This is a genomic window from Stenotrophomonas sp. YJH_SMC_36, from assembly GCF_059369935.1.
Genome location: NZ_JCAFTD010000001.1, coordinates 102,689 through 126,419, shown reverse-complemented (window position 1 = coordinate 126,419; position 23,731 = coordinate 102,689). Strand labels below are relative to the sequence as shown.

Here is a 23,731-nt window from a genome sequence, read left to right as displayed (position 1 = left end):
AATGCGACAAGAGCAGACAGTGACCGCACTCACTTTCCCGACCTGATCAGAATTCCCTTACAGAAACGAAAAGGGCGGACCTTGCGGTCCGCCCTCCTCGTTCTGCTATCGCACTTCGATGGATCAGAAGCGCTGGGTGTACTTCATGTACAGGAAGCGACCCACGTCGAAGCCGCCGTAGTAGGCGAAGCTCGAGTTCGGCTGGGTGAACATGATCGGACCCTTGTGGTCGAACACGTTGTTGGCGCCCAGCGCGATGGTGGCATCCCACGGTGCCTTCCAGCTGACCTGCAGGTCGTGGAAGGTGTTGGAGCCGGTCTTGCGCAGTGGCGACTTCTCACCGTTCTGGTAGCGGTCGGCGTCGTCGCACGGACGGTTGGCCACGCAGGCTTCGTTCATGCCCGAGTAGTAACGTGCGGTGTACGCCACGCCGAAGTCACCCTTCGACCAGGTCAGGCCCAGGTTCGAACGCACGCGGAACAGGCCCGGCTCACCGACACGGCCGATGGTGATGTTGTCACCGTCAGCGTTCTGGCCCTGCTCGTCGTACTTGGCCAGGTAGCTCGTCTGCCAGTCGATCGCGAACTGGCCGATGGCCAGCTCCGGCAGGCGGTACTTGATGCCCAGGTCGTAGCCCTGGGTTTCCATCTGGCCGAGGTTGGCCAGGCCGTAGGTCATGCCGTTGATGTGGCCATCGCCTGCACGGGTGTGCGCGGCGCAACGCGAAGCATCGCCCAGCACGTAGCAGTCACGCAGGATGCGGTCGACGCTGTCAGCGATGATCATGTCGCTGATTTCGTACTTGTACCAGTCCAGCGAGATGTCCAGGCCCTGCACCCAGCGCGGGCTCCAGACCAGGCCGACGGTGGTGCTCTTGGAGGTTTCCGGGGTCAGGTTCGGGTTGGCACCCGAGATGAACTGGTCCGGCGTCGCACACGGGGTCGAGGTGCACGGAATCAGGCCCTGGCCCAGCTGGGTGTAACCGACCGGGACGCCCGCCGCCGAGCAGGCCGCGTTGCCGTTGACCGAACCCGGCGCGGTGATGCCGCACGGATCGGTGTACGACTCGAAGCTGCTGCTCAGGCCACCGTACAGGTTGTCGATGGTCGGAGCACGGAAGCCCTCAGCCCAGGTACCGCGAACCAGCAGCTCGTCCAGCGGACGCCAGGTGAAGCCGAACTTCGAGTTCAGGGTGTCGCCGAAGTTGCTGTAATCCGAGTAACGGGTCGCAGCATTCAGGGTCAGCTCCTTGGCAAACGGCATGTCCGCCAGGACCGGCACGTTCAGTTCCAGGTAGACCTCGTCCAGCGAGTACTCACCCTGGGTGGTCTGCGCGCCCAGGCCGGTGGACTGGCCCGACTGTGCGAAGGCATCCGGCGAGAAGCGGCCTTCTTCCTTGCGGTGCTCGACGCCCACGGCGAAGCCCAGGTCACCGGCCGGCAGGGTCACGATCGAACCCGACAGGTTGGCGGTGAAGCTGGTGGTCTTGGTCAGACCGGTATCGGTGAAGTACGGGAACAGGAAGTCCTGGGTGGCCTGGTCGGCCAGCGAACCGGCACCGGCAACGCCGAACGGCAGCAGCGGGTTCCACGGACGGCAGCCGCTGGTGGCGAGCGGATCGGACATGCTGGTGCCGCAGCGGGCGACGCCATCAGCACCGATGAACGAAGCGCCCAGCGCCTGTTCCGATGCGATCAGGCTCATGTCGCCGTGACCACGCTTGGTGGTTTCGTTGCGGTTCCACAGCGCGCCGACGTCCCAGTCGAAGGTCTTGCCGGCGAAGTCGAAGAAGCCGCTGATGCTCGGGGCGAAGCGCAGGGTCTTGACCTGGCTTTCGGTGGTGCGCGGCACTTCCCACAGACGGCGGCGGAAGGTCAGGTCTTCACCGGTCGGGTTGAACGCGCTGTCGGCCGACAGCGGGGTGTCGAAGGATGCCGACTGGTACGGATAGCCTGCGATCTGCTGGGTGGTGTTGCGCTCGTTGTAGAGCACGTCAGCGTTGAACGAGATCGCGTCGGTGAAGTCGTAGTTGCCGTTGACGTACAGCGACTTACGCTCGATACCGGTCTGCACCATCATCTGCTGGTTGGCATTGACGGCGTCAGCGGAGGTTTCCAGACGGTAGTCGGCGCGGTTGGCCGGGTTGCCGCCATCACGCAGGGTGTACCAGCGCTGGTCGCTCGGGCCGACATAGCCCGGCTCGCCCTGCTTCAGGTTCGGGGTGACGCACGGGTCGCAGAAGCCACCCTTCTGGTTGATCGGGCTGGCGCCCGAACCCGGGTAGTTCGGGCCGGCGTTGCCGTCACGGCTGAACCAACGGTCCTTCGCCCACACCGGATCCTGCTTGGAGTACTCGGCGGACATGGTGACACCGCCGCGCTCGCCCATGCTGCCGAGGGTGAACGAATAGGTTTCGGTGTCGCCGTCGCCCTTGCCGTACTGACCGACATAGACGCTGGCTTCAGCGCCGTCGAAGCGCTTGCGGGTGATCACGTTGACCACGGCCGCGATGGCGTCCGAACCGTAGATGGCCGAGGCGCCGTCCTTCAGGATCTCGATGCGCTCGATGGCGGCCATCGGGATCTGGCTCAGATCCTGGTAGCCGGCGGTGGTCGCGCCCAGGCGCTTGCCGTTCATCAGCACCAGGGTGCGCTGCGCGCCCAGGTTGCGGATGTCGACGTAGTAGCCACCGACGTTTTCGCCCGAAGCCAGCGACTCCGAACGGGAGATGGCCGGGGAGCCGGCCGAGGTCAGGTTCTGCAGGACGTCGGCAACCGAGGTGTAGCCCTGCTTTTCCAGGTTCTCACGGCTCAGGGTGACGATCGGCTGCTGGGTTTCAACGGCAGCGCCGCGGATGCGCGAGCCGGTGACCGAAATGCGGTCCAGGTCGGTGGTGCCCTTTGCTTCCGGTGCTTCCTGTGCGGAAGCGAAGGCGGGCGCCAGCGCCAGCGCAATGCCGGCCGGCAGCAGGCCGAACCGCACTGCGGGGTTACGAACGTTCATCAATCTCTCCAAGGTACGTGTTAGCAGCGTGTTAAAACACCCCAGCACGTTACGATTGCGTTGCAGCGCTGTATTTGCGCGAACCAACCAGAGACTTTGCGGATTGTGGCGGGAGCAAGCCGCCGTTTTCCCTGAAGCGCGAAGCGGACTGCCCGTAGCGGGCGCGGAACGCCCGGGCGAAGCTGCAGCAGTTGTCGAAACCACTGGCCGCGGCGACCTCTCCCACCATCATGTCGGTGTCGCGCAGCAGGTCGGCGGCGCGCTCCAGGCGCAGCCGTGCCGAAAGCGACTGCGGGCTTTCTTCATACAGGCTCTGGAACGTCTTGGAGAGATACCAGCTGGAGAAGTTGGTCAGCTCGGCCAGTTCGCCGATGCGTACGACGCGGTGGCTGTTGCCTTCCAGATAGAGGCGGGCGCGCTGCATGCGACCGAACACCTGGCGCTTGCGGCTGCGCGAACGGCCAGGGCAGCGCTGCACGTTGTCGGCCAATCCACGCTGCAGGCCGGCCAGATGCAGCAGCAGCGGGCGCAGGTGCTGCGCCGGGTGGCCACTGGCCAAGGCATCACGCCACAGGCGCAGCGCGACGCGAGCGTCACTGCGGCCCATCCGGCCGCGGCCCGCGTACAGGCCGCAGTCGGCCATCTCCGCCAGCACACGCAGCGCTTCCACGTTCAGGTTCAGGCCGATGCACAGCCCGTTGCGCCCTGCCTGCACCAGCGGGCGCGATTCCTTCTCGAACGCGATCCATTCGCCGTGGCGCAGGCGGAAGCGCCCCTCCTTGGCCTCCACCCAGGAGCTGCCGCGCACCTGCATCCACACAGTGAAGCTGCTGCCCGCGGTCTGCAGGCTGCCGAGCCGGGCCACGCCCAGGCAGGTCGGCACGACGTCATCGAGTGCCTTGTCCAGGGAGACGGATTGGCCACGATCGGCCAGTGAGAGTTGACGCATGGTGCACCACGGATTTGCCAAGTACAGGCCTCCGTTTTGCCCAATCAGGCGGCACCGCGTCAGGAAAGACCGACGAGATCGCCACGAATTCGCGGCGAGATCCCGACGAAAAAATTACGAAGGCCCATTTCCCTTGAACATCAACATCTTGGAGAAGGCCGGGAACAGCGCTGGCGCCTTTTCGGGCAGCCGCATCACGCCAATGTCGGCGCCATCACTGACTGCCAGAGCGACAAACAGGGCCGTCCCGTCTGCGCTGGCACTGAGTCCGTTGCTCGCGCTCAAGCGCTGCGCGTCCAGGCAGCGCCCGGCATCCTCCTGCCCGGCGGCGATGCGGACGAGGATGGTGCTGCAGCGGGTGGAACTGCCGAGATAGCCGATGCTGTCGTGGCCGGCAACCGTCCACGAGCGGTAGCGCCAGCGGCTGGGTTTGTCCTCGCTGATCTGCCGCACGCTGTCCGGCGACAGCGCCGCGTCCGCCGCCCACAACCCCTCCGCCGCCAGGCGGGTGAACAGCACCCGACGGCCTGCGCGGTCAAAGCGGACCTGGGAGACGCCGTCGATGCTCGCCAGCCGCCGCCAGGGTTGGGTGCTGCGATCGAACAGACTGAGCCGCGTACGCTGGTCGGCATCACGTTCGACCACCAGCAGTTGCTCGGGCGTGGCGCCATACAGCGCCTGCAGCGGCTGTTCGGCGGGCACGGGCAGCGGTTGCAGACGCTCGTCGCGGGGTGCGATCTCGTAGACCACCGCGCGACCGTGTGCATCGCGCCCAACCACCAGAAGTTGCCGGCTGTCGGCCGACCAATCGGGGGCCTGCCGTGCTTCCGGGCGCAGGCCCTCGATCGGCCGCAGCGAATCGGGGCGTTGCATGTCCGCCCACCAGAGAGCGAAGCTGCCCGAGCGGTCAGAGGTGAATACCAGCTGGCGACCGTCCGGTGCTGCCATCGGTTGACCATCGCGACCGCTGGACGCAAACAGGCGCTCCGGTTCACCGCCCTGCATCGGCACCTTGAACACGCCGAACTGTGCACGGCGATGGACGAAGGCCAGCATGCCGCCATGCCGCGATACCGCCGGCCACTGCGCGTCATCCAGTCCGGCATCACGCAGCGTGCGCCGCTCGATGTCGAGGTAATAGAGCCGCACCTCGCTGTCGACCCGGCGGCCGAACACGATGGTGCGGCCGTCGCCAAGCCAGGCCCATCCGCGCAGCTCGGCCGACTCGCTGGTCAGCTGCTCCGGCGTGCCACCCGCGGCAGGAACCCGCCACAGGTCGCCCATCTGCGGGTTGCGCACGAACACCAGCCATTTGCCGTCCGGCGAATAGCGCGGCGCGTAATCGAAATCGTCCTGATCGACGGCGTACTGCAGCGGCTGCCACTGTCCGCTGGCCAGATCGAGTACTCGGATACCGCGGTGGGCATAGCGGCCCACCATGCTGCCGAATACCAGGCCGCGCCCGTCGGGTGTCCAGTCGAAGCTGAGCAGCTCGGTGCCATCGCAGCGCGTGGCCTGGCGCAACGCGCCGCCGGTCGCACTGGCGATCAGCACCTGACAACCCCCATCGGCGGAGAAGCGGGCAAAGGCGATGTCGCGTCCATCCGGCGACCAGTTCGGGAAGCGATCAACCGCACCCTCAGGAGGAACAAGCAGCTGCCGCGCCGGCGCGTTGCCGGACGTCTGTACCTTGATCGCACCGCCGCCCAGGCCATCCTCGCTGGCACCTTCGTAGGCCACCTGCGAACCATCCGGCGACAGCGTGGGATAGGTTTCGAAGCCTGCGGTGGCGGTGATCAGCCGATAGGGCCGCTGCGGGCTGCCGATCACCCGCGTGCCGTTCTCCACCGCCGCCTCCACCGGAGAGCTGGCCGGCGCACGGCGCAGCAGCAGGACCGTCATCACCAGCAGTGCGGCCAGCATCAACAGGCCCAGCACCAGCAACAATCGACGTCGCAGGTAGCGCCAGCGACGGCGTCGCATGTCCTCCGGGGCTGGCGTGTGCACTTCCACGACCGCGTTGGAATCGCCAGCCGCGCCTTCGGCATCGACCGCCAGTTCCGCTTCGGGCTCGGGCACGGCCTGCACCGGCACGCGCAGGCGGTAGCCGGTCTTGGCGATCGTCTCGATATACGCCTGGCCGTTGTCATCGTCGTTGGCGAAGGCTTTGCGCAGCTGGGTGACCGCCTGCGTCAGCACATCGTTGGTGGGCAGCGTATCGGGCCACACCTCGGCGAACAGTTCTTCGCGGGTGACCACGCGCCCGGGTTGCCGCAGCAGCACACGCAGCACGCCCAGCGCCTTCGGCGTCAGCCGGCGCGGGCGACGCGCGCCGGCAACTTCGACCTCTCGCGAGGACAAAGTGACGACACATTCGCCAATCCGGATCCGATCAGATTCGGTGGGCTGGATTTCGCTGCGGTTCATTTTTTGCTAAACAGTAGAGACAGTTTCCGGGCAGTGTTCGCCTTCGATACCGTCCCCAACGGGGAACAGCGAAAAGCCAGACTCCGCACAAAGCATCGGCGCATACCGCAAAAACAATGGAGCGCGCGAATACTAGCCTATGCCGGTTACCTCGCCTATCGCGTGGTCGACATCAGGCTCTCTCTCGCCGACGCATTCACATAACTTCGCACCATCATTCGCGCCCTTTCGGGCGCGAAATTTTTATCTGCCATTCATTTTCAGAAACGCCGCAGCATGGTCAATCCGACCAGCCGCGAAACCACCAAAGCCACGTACATCACGCCTGAGAACTGCTCCAGCATGACCAGTGCGCGTGCCTGCGGATGCAGCGGCACGACATCGCTCAGGCCGACCCCGGACAGCAAGCTGAAGCTCAGATAAAGCAGCTCCATCCAGCTTCGCTGAGGTCCCTCGCTGCTGCCCTGGAAGCTGCCCGGATACCACTGTTGGCACACCCCAAATGCGAAGGCGAATGCCCACGCGAGCAAGGTGAAGGTGGCGCCGGCCGCGAACAGTTCGTCGCGGGTGACTTTGTGGTCCTGCAGCATGTAGGCGATCAGGGCGCCGGCCGTATAGAAGTAGAGCAGGCTCTCCAGCAGCTGCGCGGTGGTCACCAGCGCGGCGCGGTCCAGCAGCGCGCCGGCGATGGAGAACACCACCGCCGGAATCGCCAGCAGCAGCGCCAGCCATGTACCCAACGGGCTGCGCTGGACCACCCACAACGCCAGGCCCAGCACCGCCATTCCAAACATGCCCAATGCGGCGCGGCCGGCGGCCGTGTCGTCCAGCGCGGGATACAGCATCACCGCCAGCAGCTGCGCGCCCAGCAGCCACGCGGACGGATGGCGGCGGGCGATGGCCAGCCAGCGGGTGGTCACGGCAACAGGCATGGCGTCCCTTCCCCGGAAAGATGGGCGGAGGATAACGGGATGCGCGTGAGGCGCGCGATGCAGCGCCGCCGGGGCACGCCCGGCGACGCCAGTCCGGTCAGCCCTGCTGGTAGACCTCCGCGCCCGCAGCGCGGAACTGCTCGGACTTCTCCTTCATTCCGGCCTCGGCGTACTCACGCACGTCCTGGGTGATCTTCATCGAGCAGAAGTGCGGCCCGCACATCGAGCAGAAGTGCGCCAGCTTGTGCGCGTCCTTGGGCAGCGTCTCGTCATGGAATTCCTTTGCCTTCTCCGGGTCCAGCCCGAGGTGGAACTGGTCTTCCCAACGGAACTCGAAGCGCGCCTTGCTCAATGCGTTGTCGCGGACCTGCGCGCCCGGATGCCCCTTGGCCAGGTCGGCCGCATGTGCGGCGATGCGATAGGCCATGATGCCGTCGCGCACATCCTGGCGGTTGGGAAGGCCAAGGTGTTCCTTCGGCGTCACGTAGCAGAGCATCGCGGTACCGAACCAACCGATCATCGCTGCGCCGATGGCACTGGTGATGTGGTCATAGCCGGGCGCGATGTCCGTGGTCAGCGGCCCCAGCGTATAGAACGGAGCCTCACCACATTCGCGCAGCTGCTTGTCCATGTTTTCCTTGATCAGCTGCATCGGCACGTGCCCGGGACCTTCGATCATCGTCTGCACGTCATGCTTCCATGCGATCTTCGTCAGCTCGCCCAGCGTTTCCAGCTCGCCGAACTGCGCCGCGTCGTTGGCGTCTGCGATGCAGCCCGGGCGCAGCCCATCGCCCAGCGAGAAGGTCACGTCGTAGGCCTTCATGATTTCGCAGATGTCCTCGAAGTGCGTGTAGAGGAAATTCTCCTTGTGATGGGCCAGGCACCACTTGGCCATGATCGAGCCGCCGCGACTGACGATGCCGGTCACCCGCTTGGCGGTCAGCGGCACGTAGCGCAGCAGCACGCCGGCATGGATGGTGAAGTAGTCCACGCCCTGTTCGGCCTGTTCGATCAACGTGTCGCGGAAGATCTCCCAGGTCAGTGCCTCGGCACGGCCATCGACCTTCTCCAGGGCCTGATAGATCGGCACCGTGCCGATCGCCACCGGCGAGTTGCGGATGATCCACTCGCGGGTCTCGTGGATGTGCTTGCCGGTGGACAGGTCCATCACCGTATCGCCCCCCCAGCGGATCGCCCACACCAGCTTCTCCACTTCCTCGGCAATGCCGGATGACACCGCGCTGTTGCCGATGTTGGCGTTGATCTTGGTCAGGAAGTTGCGGCCGATGATCATCGGCTCGCTTTCCGGGTGGTTGATGTTGTTGGGCAGCACCGCCCGGCCACGGGCGATTTCGTCGCGGACGAACTCCGGGGTGATGATCTTCTGGATGGATGCGCCAAAGGCTTCGCCCGGATGCTGCTGCAGCAGGCCTGCATCGCGGATCGCGTCCAGCCGCTGGTTCTCGCGGATGGCGACGAATTCCATCTCCGGCGTGATGATGCCGCGGCGCGCATAGTGCATCTGGGTGACATTGCCACCCGCACGGGCGCGGCGCGGCAGGCTGCGGGCCGGGAAGCGCACCGCATCGAGCTTCGGGTCGTGCTCGCGATCGCGGCCGAAGGAAGAGCTCAGGCCATCAAGCTGTTCGGTGTCACCCCGCGCTTCGACCCAGGCACGGCGCAGGGCCGGCAAGCCCGCGGACAGGTCGATGCGCACGTCAGGATCGGTGTAGGGGCCGGAGGTGTCATACACCGTGACCGGCGCGTTCTCTTCGCCGCCGAACAGGGTCGGCGTGCGGCTCAGTGTGATCTCGCGCATCGGCACGCGCAGGTCCGGGCGCGAGCCGGTGACATGGATCTTGCGCGAGCCGGGAATCGGCCGGGTCACGGATTCGGAGAGTTGCTGGGCCTGTTGCTGCAGGGCGGAGAGCTGTGCGTTCATCGGGCATCGTCCAGGAGGGTCAGGGACGAAGCGGCGGCGCACTGCCCCCGCACGCGGACGGCCCTTGGGCCGCGTCCGGGTTCGGTTGCATTGCAAAGCTTCCCTACGCCGGTATGAGCCGGATCAGGTTCCAAGGGACTGTCTCAACCGTGGCCGATGGCCGCGGTACCCCCGCTTCTTGCCGGCATTAGACCATAGAAGTCCTGCAACAGGGCGAGCCCACGGGGCGGCTGCGCGTCACGCGCCATTGATGAATTAACGCAACCATGACGTCGCGTTCAGTAACGTGCACGCGCATCGTGTCGCTGCGACCGATGACGCATCGCCGCCATCGCGGCCCCTGCCCGGCTAGCGCTCGAGTGCCGCCGGCCCCTCGCTGCAAGCATTTGCTCGCTCCCTCAATCCCTTTGATCGGAGAAGCTCCTTCATGGTGTTTCGTGTTTCCATCGCACTGGTCCTGTTGCTGGTGCTGCTTGCCGGCGTAGCACCCGGTCCCTTCAACGCCGTGGTGCAGAGCATCCTCGGCGAACTCATCCGCGGCATCGGCTGGCTGTACCTGCTGGTGGTGTTCCTGGCGCTGGTGTTCCTGATGTACCTGGCGTTCGGCCGCTTCGGCAACCTGCGCATCGGTGGCGAAGACGCCGAACCCGAATTCTCGCGGGCCAGCTGGATGTCGATGCTGTTCGCCGCCGGCATGGGCATCGGCCTGGTGTTCTGGGGGGCGGCCGAGCCGATCTCCCACTTCAGCAAGCCGCCGGAAGGACTGGCACCGGAAAGCATGGACGCCGCACGTGCAGCGATGCGCTATGCGTTCTTCCACTGGGGCCTGCATCCGTGGGCGATCTACGCGCTGATCGGTCTGGCAATGGCGTGGTTCCAGTTCAACCGCAACGGCCGCGGGCTGGTCAGCGACATGTTGCAGCCGATCATCGGTCATCATCATCGGGGCTGGATCGGACGGATTGTCAACATTGCCGCGGTGGTGGCCACGGCAATCGGTGTGGCCACCACGTTGGGCTTCGGCACCATCCAGATCGCAGCCGGCATGCAGCGCGTGTTCGGCGTGCATGCCGGTGTGCCGCTGCAGCTGACCATCATCGCCGTCGCCTTCGTGCTGTACATGGCCTCCACCCTCAGCGGCGTGGAGCGCGGCGTGAAATGGCTGTCGAACTTCAACCTGGCACTGGCCGCCCTGCTGCTGGCACTGGTCCTGGTGCTCGGGCCGACCGGCGCGATCTTCAATACCTTCACCACGACGCTGGGGTCCTACCTGAACCAGCTGGTGACGATGAGCCTGCGCATGTCACCGTTCTCCTCCAGTACGTGGGTCGCCGACTGGACGATCTTCTACTGGGCCTGGTGGATTTCCTGGGCACCGTTCGTGGGTTCGTTCATCGCGCGCATCTCGCGTGGCCGCAGCGTGCGCGAGTTCGTGGTGGGCGTGGTACTGGCGCCGACGCTGCTGGGCTTCTTCTGGTTCTCGGTGTTCGGTGGCACCGCGATCTGGTCGCAGATCTTCGGCCATGCAGACCTGGTACAGGCGCTGGGCAATGGCTATGAGACCGTACTGTTCACCCTGTTCGACAGCATGCCGCTGCCATTGCTGCTGTCGTGCATCGCGCTGGTTCTGCTGATGATCTTCTTCGTGACCTCGGCTGACTCGGCGGTGCTGGTGCTGGCCAGCATGTCCACCGACGAGGCAGGCGACCCGCCCGCCAAGCGCAAGCTGGCCTGGGGTGTGGGCATCGCACTGATCGCAGGTGCGTTGCTGCTGGCCGGCGGCCTCGACGCACTGCAGGGCATGATCACGATCTCGGCACTGCCATTCGCGCTGCTGATGGTGCTGGTGATGGTCTCGCTGTACCGGGTACTGGACCAGGAGTACACGCGGGAGCGGCGGCAGGCACAGCGCCAGCGGCACATGATCGATGCGTGGATCGCGCGCGAAATGGCGGCACAGGAAGAAACCCAGGCCGAAGCAGCGCGCGCGCAGGATTCGGATTGAGGGTGTTCGGCAGCCTGCGCCGGAAAAACACGAAGGGGTCGGATCCGTTTCCTCTGGAAAACGGATCGGACCCCAACCCACAGCGCGCGGCTGTTGCTGTTGCTGTTGCTTTTGATCTTCTTCTTTCTCTTCCGTGGCTGACGCGCACGGAAATTGTCGGGGGGCGTGCGGGTGGGAAGGACGGGGGTGTCCGCGGCATGGATGCCGCGGCCAAGCCTACAAGGACGTATTCACGGCGTCCCCCGGCATTCCCATCCGCACGCCCCAATCCATGATCGGCTCTGGCGATCAGCCGCGAGGGGGCTCAGCCCGGTGGCCGGGAGACCTCAATACCCCGCCGCCTGCCCATCCTTTCGACTCTCCGACGCGCCGTAGTACACGCCCGTGTCCGGATCCCGCATGATCGCCTGATACCCGCCGTACGGACCGTCGGCGAACACGATGCGATGCCCCTTGCGCATCAGCGCGCGCACCGTTTCGTACGGGAAGCCCGTCTCCAGGTTCACCTCCCCCCCATCGGTCATCGCCGTGGCCTGACCGGTCGGCTCCGTGGAACCTTCATGCTGGATACGCGGCGCATCTCCGGCCTCCTGCAGGTTCATGCCGAAGTCCACCAGGTTCATCACGATCTGCGCGTGGCCCTGCGGCTGCATCGCACCGCCCATCACGCCGAAACTGGCGTAGGGCTTTCCATCCTTGGTGATGAACGCCGGAATGATGGTCTGGAACGGGCGCTTGCCCGGTGCGTAGCCGTTCGGATGGTTCTTCTGCAGCACGAACATCTCGCCGCGGTCCTGCAGGATGAAGCCGAGCCCCGGGGGCGCCATGCCGCTGCCCATCCCGCGGTAGTTCGACTGGATCAGCGACACCATCATGCCGTCAGCATCGGCCACGGTCATGTAGATCGTATCGCCCTCCTCCAGCTGCTTCGGCGTGCCCGGCTGCACTTCCTTCAACGCCTTGTCCATGGAAATCAGTGCACGCCGCTGCGCGGCATACTCCTTGGAAATCAGCTTCTGGACCGGTGCGGGCTGGAAGGCCATGTCGGCGTAGAAGCGCGCACGATCGGCGAAGGCCAGCTTCTTGGCCTCCACGAACAGATGCACGTGCTCGGGCGAGCCGAATGGAATCTTCGAGAAGTCGTAGCCTTCAAGTACGTTGAGAATCTGCAGCGCGGCGATGCCCTGGCTGTTCGGCGGCAACTCCCATACGTCGTAACCGCGATAGTTGCTGCTGACCGGCTCGACCCACTCGCCGTGGTGGTCGGCCATGTCCTGGTAGCTCAGGTAGCCACCATTGGCCTTGAAGTAATCGCCGATGGTGTGGGCGACCTCGCCCTTGTAGAAGGCATCCCGGCCGCCGTCGGCCACCTTCTGCAACGTATCGGCCAGGTTCGGGTTCTTCCACATCTCGCCCTTGCGCGGGGCATGCCCGTTGACCGTGAACTGTTCCTTGAAGCCGGGATACTGCGACAGCCGTGGCACGGAACGATCCCAGTAATAGGCGATCACCTCGGCCACCGGGTGGCCTTCGCGCGCGTAGCGGATGGCGGGCGCAAGATTGTCGGCCATGGGCTTGCGGCCAAAGCGGCCATGCAGGGCGAACCAGCCATCGACGGCACCCGGCACGGAGACCGGCAACGGCCCGGTCGCCGGGATCTCCTTCAGGCCGCGGCGCTGGAACTCGGCCAGGGTCAGCGACTTCGGCGAGCGGCCGGACCCGTTGTAGCCGTACAGCTTCTGTGTCTTCGGGTCCCAGACGATGGCGAACAGATCGCCACCGATGCCATTGCCGGTCGGCTCCATCAGGCCCAGCGCAGCATTGGCGGCGATGGCGGCATCGACCGCCGAGCCGCCGGATTTCATCACGTCCAGTGCGATCTGGGTGGCCAGTGGCTGCGAAGTGGCCGCCATGGCGTGAGGCGCGATGACTTCCGAGCGGGTGGCGAAGGTGTGGCCGGTGATGCGGTCGGCAGCGAGGGAAAGCGCGGGCATGGCCGCCAGGACGGCGGCAGCCAGCAGGGAACGGGCAAGGCGTCGGGACACAGTCGGGTTCCGATGGAAGGGTGGTAGCACCGATCATCGCCGCTGCGGCCTTCACGCGGTATCGGGCAGAGGTCATGGGGCGAGGCGGCCGCGGCGACCGCTGCCGGCACCGGGTCATGCCCGGCGGGCAGACCCCCCAAAATCCGCGCAAAAACCTTGGTGAAAGGAGTGAATTCGGGTTCACCGAAACACTTTCAGCGGCAACCATCCTTGCGCCACAAGCGATTCCGCTGGACGCAGCGGAAAGTGCCTGGAATCACCCCGACAAGGGTTGACATCGTCAAAACAGCTGTGTTTCTCTCGATCACATGCTGCAACACAACACACCACCGCGAACCCACATCGAAGCCGCCGACATCGGCGCCGCGTCGCTGCGTTCGATTCTTGTGCTCGTACTTATTACCCAACCAACAGGTGCGGGACGAGCCAGCGTGTAAGCAGATAGAACACACCGGAACTCGATCAAAAACCCGCACCCGCCCAGGTGCGGGTTTTTTCATTTCAAGACCTGGTTTCAGACGCAACCACCATGACCACCGCCTTCTGCAAAACCCGGACCTGCTGCACCACGATGCCTCGTGGCGGCCGTTCCTGTGCGATGCGCGGCCCCTCCTCCACCGCTTTCCCCTGACCGGCCGGTACGTCGCTTCGACGACCGGCCGTTCTTTTTTCTTCCCACCGCAAGGAACCTCCCCCATGAGCACCAACGACCTGCCCCAGACCAAGATCGCCGTCATCGGCTACGGCAGCCAGGGCCGCGCCCACGCACTGAACCTGCGCGAATCCGGCTTCGATGTGGTGGTAGGCCTGCGGCCGGGCGGCCCGACCGAAGCCAAGGCCCAGGCCGATGGCTTCACCGTCGTGGCTCCCGCCGATGCGGTGAAGGATGCCGACCTGGTCGCCGTGCTGACTCCGGACATGGTGCAGAAGAAGCTCTACAACGACGTGCTGGCGCCCAACATGAAGCAGGGCGCGTGCCTGCTGTTCGCCCACGGCCTCAATGTCCACTACGGCATGATCGAGCCGCGCGCCGACCTGGACGTGGTCCTGGTCGCACCGAAGGGCCCGGGCGCGCTGGTGCGTCGCGAGTACGAGATCGGCCGTGGCGTTCCGTGCATCTGGGCGGTCTACCAGGACACCAGCGGCCAGGCCGCGCAGCATGCGCAGGCCTATGCGACCGGTCTCGGTGGCGCCCGCGCCAATCTGATCCAGACCACCTTCAAGGAAGAAACCGAGACCGACCTGTTCGGTGAGCAGGCGGTGCTGTGCGGTGGCGCCTCGGCGCTGGTACAGGCCGGTTTCGAGACCCTGGTGGAAGCCGGCTACCAGCCCGAGATCGCCTATTACGAAGTGCTGCACGAACTGAAGCTGATCGTGGACCTGTTCTACGAAGGCGGCATCTCGCGCATGCTGGAATTCATCTCCGAAACCGCGCAGTACGGCGACTACGTCAGCGGTCCGCGGGTGATCGATGCCGGCACCAAGGAGCGCATGAAGGAAGTACTGAAGGACATCCAGGACGGCACCTTCACCAAGAACTGGGTGGCCGAGTACGAAGCGGGCCTGCCGAACTACAACCGGTTCAAGCAGGCCGACCTGGAGCATCCGATCGAGAAGGTAGGCAAGGAACTGCGCGCCAAGATGGTCTGGTTGCAAGGACAGGCCGCGTAACCACGCGGCCCTCCCCCACCCGCTTGCAAGGTCCCCCATGAACTCTTCCACACACCGCAGCGCGCCACCCAACGGGGCGCGCTGGCTGACCCAGGCACTGGAGGCCGAAGGCGTCCGCACGCTGTTCGGCTATCCCGGCGGCACCATCATGCCGTTCTACGACGCGCTGGTGGATTCGTCGTTGAAGCACATCCTGGTGCGGCACGAGCAGGGCGCGGCGCTGGCCGCCAACGGTTTCGCACGCGCCAGCGGCCAGGTGGGCGTCTGCGTGGCCACCTCCGGCCCCGGCGCATCGAACCTGGTCACCGGTATCGCCGATGCGATGCTGGACTCGGTGCCGATGGTCTGCATCACCGGCCAGGTCGGTACGCCCCTGCTGGGTACCGACGCCTTCCAGGAGCTGGATGTGTTCGGCCTGACCATGCCGATCGTCAAGCACAGCTGGCTGGTACGCAGCGTCGATGACCTGCCCCGCGTGGTCGCCGATGCCTTCCGCATTGCCCGCGAAGGACGTCCCGGCCCGGTGCTGATCGACCTGCCCAAGGACGTGCAGGTGGCCGATGCCAGTCACCTGCCGGTGCATGTGCCGAGCAGCGTCGAACCACCGCCGGCAGCCACCGACGACGCCATTGCCGCCGCCATCGCAGCGCTGGCGGCGGCGGAGAAGCCGGTGGTGTATGCCGGCGGTGGCATCGCACTGGGCGATGCAGTGCAGGACCTGCGCGATTTCGTCGAGGCCAGTGGCATTCCCACGGTGATGACCCTGCGTGGACTGGGTGCTCTGCCGGCACACCATCCGCAGTCGCTGGGCATGCTGGGCATGCACGGCACCCGCGCTGCCAACATGGCGGTGCAGGAAAGCGATCTGCTGCTGGTGCTGGGCGCACGGTTCGATGATCGCGCCACCGGCAAGCTGGCGGAGTTCGCTCCGTTCGCGCGCGTGGTCCATATCGATGCCGATGCGTACGAGATCTCCAAGCTGCGCAGCGCCGACGTCGCCGTGCCCGGCAATGTCGGCCACGCCATCCGTGCCCTGCATGCGGCCGTCCCCTCCCCCAGGGCCCATCAGGACGCATGGCGCAGCCGCTGTGCGCAGCATCGCGACCGCTTCGCCGCCCGCTACGACGCGCCAGGGCAGCACATCTACGCACCGGCGCTGCTGAAGCGCCTGAGCGAACTGGCACCCGCCGACACGGTGATTGCCTGCGACGTCGGCCAGCACCAGATGTGGGTGGCCCAGCATTGTCGCTTCAATCATCCGCGCAACCATCTGACCAGCGGCGCGCTGGGCACGATGGGCTTCGGCCTGCCGGCGGCGATGGGCGCGCAGTTTGCCTGCCCGGAGCGCACCGTGGTGCTGGTGTCCGGCGATGGCAGCTTCATGATGAACGTGCAGGAGCTGGCGACCATCGCCCGGTGCCGCCTGCCGGTGAAGATCGTGCTGCTGGACAACAGCTCGCTGGGCATGGTCCGGCAGTGGCAGGAGCTGTTCTTCGCTGAGCGCTACAGCGAGATCGATCTGTCCGACAACCCGGATTTCGTCGCCCTGGCCCAGGTGTTCGGCATCGCCGCCAGCCGCATCGATTCGCGCGATGACGTCGAAGGCGGCCTGGCCGCGCTGCTGGCCGAGCCGGGCCCGGCGTTGCTGCACGTGGCCATCGACGCGCGCGCCAACGTGTGGCCGCTGGTGCCGCCGAACACCGCCAACAGCACCATGCTGGAAAGCAATCCAGCCCATGCCCGCCAGGAGACTCCCAATGCAATACCGGCTTGACCTGGTGCTGCAGCCGGCCGAAGGCGCGCTGCTGCGCGTGATCGGCATGGCCGAGCGCCGTGGCTTCGCGCCGCGTTCGATCAGCGGTGCTCCGGACGCCGCCGATGACGGGCGCTGGCACCTGCAGCTGGTCGTGGACGGCCAGCGGCCGGCGGAGACGCTGTGCCGGCAGATCGAAAAGATCTACGACTGCGTATCGGTGGAGCTGACGCCGGTAGACAGCAGCATCGAAGGAGTATCGCAATGAACACCCGTACCGTTGTGACCACGGTGCCGGTACGGAGGCGTCTTCTTCGCCGCCCGTACCCGCATGCGGTGGTCGCGCACACCGCACCGGTGGCCCATGCCGGCCGCTGATACCAGCAAGGAAAGTGATGTCGGCGACGTAAGCGTCGCCGATGTCCTGGCCGCGCAGGCGCGCCTGCGCCGCTTCCTGCCGCCCACCCCACTGCATCATGCCGAACGCTTCGGCACCTGGCTGAAGCTGGAGAATCTGCAGCGGACCGGCTCCTACAAGGTGCGCGGAGCGTTGAACGCCCTGCTGGCAGGCCGCGAGCGCGGTGACAGCCGCCCGGTGATCTGCGCCTCGGCAGGCAATCACGCCCAGGGCGTTGCCTGGGCCGCCTACCGGCTGGATGTCCCCGCGATCACCGTGATGCCGCACGGTGCACCGGCAACCAAGATCGCCGGTGTCGCCCATTGGGGTGCCACCGTACGCCAGCACGGCAACAGTTATGACGAGGCCTGCGCCTTCGCCGTCGAACTGGCGCAGCGTCATGGCTATCGCTTCCTGTCCGCCTTCGACGACGCCGACGTGATCGCCGGCCAGGGGACGGTCGGCATCGAGCTGGCCGCGCACGCGCCGGACGTGGTGATCGTACCGATCGGCGGTGGCGGCCTGGCCGCCGGCGTCGCCCTGGCGCTCAAGTCGCAGGGCGTGCGCGTGATTGGTGCGCAGGTGGAAGGCGTGGACTCGATGGCCCGTGCGATCCACGGCGATGTCCGCGAGATCGCCCCGGTGGCATCGCTGGCCGATGGCGTGCGGGTGAAGATCCCCGGCTTCCTGACCCGTCGCCTGTGCAGTTCGCTGCTGGACGACGTGGTGATCGTGCGCGAGGCCGAACTGCGTGAAACGCTGGTGCGGCTGGCACTGGAAGAACACATCATCGCCGAAGGCGCGGGCGCGCTGGCACTGGCTGCCGGTCGACGCATCGCCGGGCGCCGCAAGTGCGCCGTGGTCTCCGGCGGCAACATCGATGCCGGCGTGCTGGCCGGCCTGCTGACCGACATCCGCCCACGCCCGCCGCGCAAGCCGCGCCGGCGTCGCGCCGAGACGCCCCGCCCGCCGGCACGGACCGGCGTCACGCCCACCACCGCTGCCCCCCCTTCCCCCCTGCACGCCGTTGCACCTGTTGTCGAGGAGATCTCCCTGTGACCACCATCGAACGAATTACCACCCCGCGCATCCGCATCTTCGACACCACCCTGCGTGACGGCGAGCAGTCCCCCGGCTGCAGCATGAGCCCACCGCAGAAGCTGGTGATGGCGCGTGCGCTGGACGAACTGGGCGTGGACATCATCGAGACCGGCTTCCCGGCCAGCTCGCAGTCCGACCGCGAAGCGATGGCCCTGATCGGCCGCGAACTGCGCCGTCCGGGCCTGAGCCTGGCCGTGCTGTCGCGCTGCCTGCAGGCCGATATCGAGACCTCGGCACGTGCCCTGGAAGCCGCGGCCAACCCGCGCCTGCACGTGTTCCTGTCGACCAGCCCGCTGCACCGCGAGCACAAGCTGCGGATGACCCGCGAGCAGGTGCTGGAGTCGGTACGCAAGCATGTATCGCTGGCCCGTTCCTACATCGACGATGTCGAATTCTCGGCCGAAGATGCCACCCGCACCGAGCTGGACTACCTGATCGAGGTCTCGCGCGTGGCCATCGCCGCCGGCGCCACCACCATCAACCTGCCCGACACCGTCGGCTTCACCACGCCGGAGGAAATCCGCGCGATGTTCCAGCAGGTCATTGCCGGCGTGGCCGACGTGCCCAATGCCGCCAACGTGATCTTCAGCGCGCACTGCCACAACGATCTGGGGCTGGCTGTGGCCAACTCCCTGGCCGCCATCGAGGGCGGCGCCCGCCAGGTCGAGTGCACCGTCAACGGCATCGGTGAACGCGCCGGCAACTGCTCGCTGGAAGAAATCGCGATGGCGCTGAAGGTGCGCCAGGCCTTCTACGAGCAGGACACCGCGATCAACACCCCGCGCATCGTCGGCACCTCGCAGCTGCTGCAGCGCCTGGTCGGCATGCCGGTGCAGCGCAACAAGGCCATCGTCGGCGCCAATGCCTTCGCCCATGAATCGGGCATCCACCAGCATGGCATGCTGCGCCATCGCGGCACCTACGAAATCATGCGCCCGGAAGACGTGGGCTGGGAGGATTCGCAGATGGTGCTGGGCCGCCACAGTGGCCGTGCCGCCGTCGAAGCGCGCCTGCGTGCACTGGGCTTCTGGCTGGACGAAGAAGAGCTGAAGCTGGTGTTCGAACAGTTCAAGGGCCTGTGCGAGCAGCAGCGGGTGGTCACCGATGCCGACCTGCAGACCTTGATGCAGGGCGGCGCCAATGCACAGGGCTATCGCCTGGCCTCGATGACCATCAGCGATGTCGGCAGTCGCGCCAATGCACTGGTCGAGCTGTCCGACCCGGACGGCAACCGCGTGGCCGAGACCGCGCAGGGCGATGGCCCGGTGGATGCGCTGTTCGGCGCGTTGTCGGCCGCCACCGGCGTGCAGCTGATGCTCGACAGCTATCACGTGCACAGCGTCGGCATCGGTGCCGATGCACGCGGCGAGGCCAACCTGAGCGTGCGCCACGACGGCATCGAGTACGACGGCACCGGCACCAGCAAGGACATCATCGAAGCCTCTGCGCTGGCCTGGCTGGACGTTGCCAACCGGTTGCTGCGCCAACGCCAGGCTGCTGCCAGCAGCGTCAGCGAAACCGCCACCCCTGCCACCGCCTGAGAAACCTGACATGAGCGCCTTCGACACGACCACGTCCGCTACGGCGGGCCAGCAGTGGAACGCCCAGGACTATGCGATCGATGCCGGCTTCGTGCCGCTGCTCGGCGGCGCGGTGTCGCGCCTGCTCGACCCGCGCGCCGGTGAGCACATCCTCGATCTGGGCTGTGGCGATGGGGTGCTCAGCAGTGAACTGGCGTTGAGCGGTGCACGCATCCACGGCGTGGACGCGTCGCCGGAACTGGTGATCGCCGCCCGCGCGCGCGGCGTCGATGCGCAGGTGATGGACGGCCATGCCCTGTCCTTCGACAGCGCGTTCGACGCGGTGTTCAGCAACGCCGCGCTGCATTGGATGCGCCACCCCGACGCCGTGCTGGAAGGCGTGCGCCGTGCACTGCGTCCCGGCGGCCGCTTCGTGGCCGAGTTCGGTGGCCATGGCAACGTGGCGACCATCATCGCCGCGGTGCAGGCCGCACGTGCTGCGCATGGCCATGGCGCCAGCGGTTTCCAGTGGTATTTCCCGACCGCCGACGCCTATGCCGACCGCCTGCGCCAGCACGGCTTCCAGGTGCAGCTGATCGAATGCCTGCCGCGCCCCACCGCACTGCCGACAGGCGTGGCAGGATGGCTGCGGGTGTTCGCCGCACCACTGCTGGACGACCTGCCGGTCGAGGCCCGTGCCACCGTTCGCGAGGCCGCCGCGGCCCTGCTGGCCGACCTGCCCCGCAACGCGGCGGGCCAGCCGCTGGCTGACTACGTGCGCCTGCGCGTACTCGCGCGCCGCCGTTGACTTGACCCTTTCCCGTTATTTCCCGATGTTCGTTCAATCGTACTTCTGCCAGGCAACCGCATGACCTCCGCACCCCGCACCCTGTACGACAAACTGTGGGACGCCCACGTGGTCGTTCCCGAATCCGACAGCGCCCCTGCGGTGCTGTACATCGACCTGCACCTGATCCACGAGGTGACCTCGCCGCAGGCGTTCACCGAGCTGCGCGAACGCGGTCTCCGCCCACGCCGGCCGGACCGCACCAAGGCGACGATGGATCATTCCACGCCGACCCTGCCGGCCACCGCCGACGGCCGGCTGCCGTACGCCAGCGCCGCCTCCGAGGCGCAGGTCGCCACGCTTGCGCGCAACTGCAGCGAGCACGGCATCGAACTGTTCGACATGAGCTCGGACAACCGGGGCATCGTCCATGTCATCGCGCCCGAGCAGGGTTTCACCCAGCCCGGCATGACCATCGTCTGCGGCGACAGCCATACCTCCACCCATGGTGCGTTCGGCTCGCTGGCCTTCGGCATCGGCACCAGCGAAGTGGGTCATGTGCTGGCAACACAGTGCCTGCTGCAGCGGAAGGCGAAGACGCTGGCAATCACGGTCGACGGCCCCCTGGCGCCGGGCGTCGGCGCGAAGGACGTGGTCCTGCACATCATCGGTGTGATCGGCGTCAACGGCGGCACCGGCCATGTGATCGAGTTCCGTGGCAGCACCATCGAAGCGATGGACATGGAGCAGCGCATGACCCTGTGCAACATGTCCATCGAGGCCGGCGCGCGCGCGGGCATGGTGGCACCGGACCAGGTCACCTTCGATTTCGTCGCCAACACGCCACGCGGCCCCAAGGGCGCCGATTTCGAGGCGGCCGTGGCCCGTTGGCAGGAACTGCGCAGCGATGAAGGCGCGCGCTTCGACAGCGAAGTCCACATCGATGCAGCCGACATCCGTCCGACCCTGACCTGGGGCACGCATCCCGGCACCGCCATCGCGGTCGATATGCCGATTCCTGCGGCCAACGACGCCGCCGCGCAGAAGGGCCTGGACTACATGCACTTCCAGGCCGGCCAGGCACTGGCCGGCACGCCGGTCGATGTCGTGTTCGTCGGTTCGTGCACCAACGGCCGCCTCAGCGACATGCGCGAAGTGGCACAGGTGCTGCGCGGCCGCCGCGTCGCCGAGCGCGTGCGCATGCTGGTGGTACCGGGCTCGGAGATCGTCAAGCGCCAGGCCGAAGCGGAGGGCATCGATGAGATCGTGCGTGCAGCCGGTGCCGAATGGCGCGAGCCGGGCTGCTCGATGTGCATCGCCATGAATGGTGATCTGGTCGCCCCCGGCCAACTGGCAGTGAGTACCAGCAACCGCAATTTCGAGGGCCGCCAGGGGCCGGGCTCGCGCACACTGCTGGCCTCGCCGATGAGCGCCGCCTGGGCGGCGGTGAAGGGCCACGTGGCCGATACCCGCGAACTGTTCGCGCAGGAGGTGGCGTAATGGCCGGTTTCCGCACCTTGACCTCGTCCAGCGTCGTGCTGCGCCAGACCAACATCGACACCGACCAGATCATTCCGGCCCGGTTCCTGTCCACCACCGAGCGTGCCGGACTGGGCCGCAACGCGTTCAATGACTGGCGCTGGCAGTCCGACGGTTCGCCGGTGGCCGATTTCGCCTTCAACCAGCCGCACAACGCCGGCCGCAGCATCCTGCTGGCGGGCCGCAACTTCGGCTGTGGTTCCTCGCGCGAGCACGCGCCGTGGGCGCTGACCGACCTGGGCCTGCGCGCCATCGTCAGCAGCGAGATCGCCGACATCTTCCGTGGCAACTCACTGAAGAACGGCCTGCTGCCGATCGTCCTGGACGAAGCCGACGTTCAGGCGCTGATGCAGCGCCCCGACGACGAACTGACCATCGACGTGGCGGCACGCGAGCTGCGTACGCCGGATGGCCAGGTCTACTCCTTCCCGCTGGATGGCTTCTCGCAGACCTGTCTGCTGGAAGGCGTCGATCAACTGGGTTATCTGCTGGGCCGCGTCCCTGACATCGAACGTTACGAGAGTGAGCATGCACGCTGAGATCGTTGTACTCCCCGGTGATGGCATCGGCCCGGAAGTGGCCGCCGCTGCGGTTGCGGTCCTGAAAGCCATCGGCGAACGCTTCAACCACACCTTCACGTTCAGCGAGCACGATATCGGTGGCATCGCCATCGATCGCCATGGCGAGCCCCTGCCCGCCGCCACCCTCGCCGCATGCCAGGCCGCGAATGCCGTGCTGCTGGGTGCAGTGGGTGGACCGAAGTGGTCCGACCCGAACGCCAAGGTGCGCCCCGAGCAGGGCCTGCTGGCGATCCGCAAGGCGCTGGGCCTGTACGCCAACCTGCGGCCGGTGCGTACCCATGATGCCGCCCTGGGGGCATCGCCGATCAAGGCCGAACTGCTCAAGGGCGTGGACTTCGTGGTGGTACGCGAACTGACCGGCGGCATCTACTTCGGCGACAAGACCCGCGATGCCGACAGCGCCAGCGACCTCTGCCGCTACACCGTGGCCGAAATCGAGCGCGTGCTGCGCAGCGCGTTCCGCCTGGCACAGCAGCGCCGAGGCAAGGTGACCTCGGTGGACAAGGCCAACGTGCTGGAGACGTCCCGCCTGTGGCGCGACGTCGCCGCCCGCATCGGCCGCGAGGAGTTCCCGGACGTCGCGCTGGAACACCAGCTGGTCGATTCGATGGCGATGCACCTGCTGGCCAAGCCACGCGAATACGACGTGATCGTGACCGAAAACATGTTCGGCGACATCCTCACCGACGAGGCCTCGATGCTGGCCGGCTCACTGGGCCTGCTGCCGTCGGCATCGCTGGGAGAACCGGGTGCGGTCGGCATCTACGAGCCGATCCACGGCTCGGCACCGGACATCGCCGGCAAGGGCATCGCCAACCCTTACGCGACGATCCTCAGCGCGGCCATGCTGCTGCGCCACTCGCTGGGCCTGGATGCCGAAGCGGCGGCTGTGGAGGCGGCCGTGCACGCGGTGCTGGATGATGGCGTGTTCACTGCTGATCTGGCTGCAAAGGGCCAGGCCGTGAGCACGGCGGCGGCGACCGACGCCGTACTGGCGAAGCTGGGCTGACCCGCCGGGCGGCACCTGTAGCGTCGAGTCATGCCCGATGGCTGTTGCATGAGCCGGGCATGGCCCGGCG

General features: G+C 66.5%; 16 protein-coding genes and 1 riboswitch. Of the genes, 10 read left to right on the top strand and 6 right to left on the bottom strand.

Going from position 1 to position 23,731, the window contains the following annotated elements; genetic code table 11:
• Positions 1-123: 123 nt before the first annotated feature.
• From AC5P76_RS00500 to thiC, 5 genes are all read right to left on the bottom strand, one after another.
• Positions 124-3,003, bottom strand: a complete 2,880-nt coding sequence (locus tag AC5P76_RS00500) for a TonB-dependent receptor plug domain-containing protein (protein WP_053519177.1) — start codon at positions 3,001-3,003, stop codon at positions 124-126.
• A 49-nt stretch (positions 3,004-3,052) separates the two neighbouring features.
• A complete protein-coding gene (locus AC5P76_RS00495; protein WP_053519175.1) occupies positions 3,053-3,952 on the bottom strand; it encodes a helix-turn-helix transcriptional regulator in 900 nt (299 codons plus the stop codon).
• A gap of 114 nt (positions 3,953-4,066) precedes the next feature.
• Positions 4,067-6,379, bottom strand: coding sequence for a winged helix-turn-helix domain-containing protein (locus AC5P76_RS00490; protein ID WP_253118306.1), 2,313 nt, complete (start codon positions 6,377-6,379; stop codon positions 4,067-4,069).
• A gap of 260 nt (positions 6,380-6,639) precedes the next feature.
• Complete coding sequence (locus AC5P76_RS00485; protein WP_053519170.1) at positions 6,640-7,311, bottom strand: ion channel; 672 nt, start codon at positions 7,309-7,311, stop codon at positions 6,640-6,642.
• Between the two features lie 97 nt (positions 7,312-7,408).
• Entirely contained in the window at positions 7,409-9,253 is a 1,845-nt protein-coding gene (thiC, locus tag AC5P76_RS00480; RefSeq protein WP_065175099.1) for a phosphomethylpyrimidine synthase ThiC, read from the bottom strand.
• Between the two features lie 82 nt (positions 9,254-9,335).
• A riboswitch (TPP riboswitch) is annotated at positions 9,336-9,436 on the bottom strand.
• Between the two features lie 244 nt (positions 9,437-9,680).
• On the opposite strand from thiC, the gene AC5P76_RS00475 reads away from it, so the two are divergent.
• Complete coding sequence (locus AC5P76_RS00475; protein WP_053519166.1) at positions 9,681-11,258, top strand: BCCT family transporter; 1,578 nt, start codon at positions 9,681-9,683, stop codon at positions 11,256-11,258.
• 326 nt (positions 11,259-11,584) lie between these two features.
• Here the strand turns inward: AC5P76_RS00475 and ggt are convergent, their stop codons facing one another.
• Entirely contained in the window at positions 11,585-13,303 is a 1,719-nt protein-coding gene (ggt, locus tag AC5P76_RS00470) for a gamma-glutamyltransferase (protein ID WP_180875869.1), read from the bottom strand.
• Positions 13,304-13,999: 696 nt separating this feature from the next.
• On the opposite strand from ggt, the gene ilvC reads away from it, so the two are divergent.
• The 9 genes from ilvC to leuB all read left to right on the top strand — a co-directional run bounded on the left by ilvC (position 14,000) and on the right by leuB (position 23,661).
• Positions 14,000-14,974, top strand: coding sequence for a ketol-acid reductoisomerase (gene ilvC / locus AC5P76_RS00465; RefSeq protein ID WP_053520296.1), 975 nt, complete (start codon positions 14,000-14,002; stop codon positions 14,972-14,974).
• A gap of 37 nt (positions 14,975-15,011) precedes the next feature.
• Complete coding sequence (gene ilvG / locus AC5P76_RS00460) at positions 15,012-16,748, top strand: acetolactate synthase 2 catalytic subunit (RefSeq protein ID WP_253118305.1); 1,737 nt, start codon at positions 15,012-15,014, stop codon at positions 16,746-16,748.
• Positions 16,732-16,995 (top strand): ACT domain-containing protein, encoded by a 264-nt coding sequence (locus tag AC5P76_RS00455; protein WP_053520294.1) that lies wholly within the window; start codon positions 16,732-16,734, stop codon positions 16,993-16,995. The genes ilvG and AC5P76_RS00455 overlap by 17 nt, the downstream gene beginning before the upstream one ends.
• Positions 16,996-17,091: 96 nt before the next feature.
• Positions 17,092-18,183, top strand: a complete 1,092-nt coding sequence (locus AC5P76_RS00450) for a threonine dehydratase (RefSeq protein ID WP_053520293.1) — start codon at positions 17,092-17,094, stop codon at positions 18,181-18,183.
• Positions 18,180-19,766, top strand: a complete 1,587-nt coding sequence (locus AC5P76_RS00445; RefSeq protein WP_065181712.1) for a 2-isopropylmalate synthase — start codon at positions 18,180-18,182, stop codon at positions 19,764-19,766. The genes AC5P76_RS00450 and AC5P76_RS00445 overlap by 4 nt, the downstream gene beginning before the upstream one ends.
• 10 nt (positions 19,767-19,776) lie before the next feature.
• Positions 19,777-20,553, top strand: a complete 777-nt coding sequence (locus AC5P76_RS00440) for a class I SAM-dependent methyltransferase (RefSeq protein ID WP_111186152.1) — start codon at positions 19,777-19,779, stop codon at positions 20,551-20,553.
• 60 nt (positions 20,554-20,613) lie between these two features.
• Positions 20,614-22,032 (top strand): 3-isopropylmalate dehydratase large subunit, encoded by a 1,419-nt coding sequence (leuC, locus tag AC5P76_RS00435; RefSeq protein WP_253118303.1) that lies wholly within the window; start codon positions 20,614-20,616, stop codon positions 22,030-22,032.
• Positions 22,032-22,610 carry a 3-isopropylmalate dehydratase small subunit gene (leuD, locus tag AC5P76_RS00430; RefSeq protein ID WP_065181715.1) on the top strand — a complete coding sequence of 193 codons (579 nt, stop codon included), beginning with the start codon at positions 22,032-22,034 and terminating at the stop codon, positions 22,608-22,610. The genes leuC and leuD overlap by 1 nt, the downstream gene beginning before the upstream one ends.
• A complete protein-coding gene (leuB, locus tag AC5P76_RS00425) occupies positions 22,600-23,661 on the top strand; it encodes a 3-isopropylmalate dehydrogenase (RefSeq protein ID WP_065175105.1) in 1,062 nt (353 codons plus the stop codon). Before leuD ends, leuB begins: the two co-directional genes overlap by 11 nt.
• Positions 23,662-23,731: the final 70 nt, after the last annotated feature.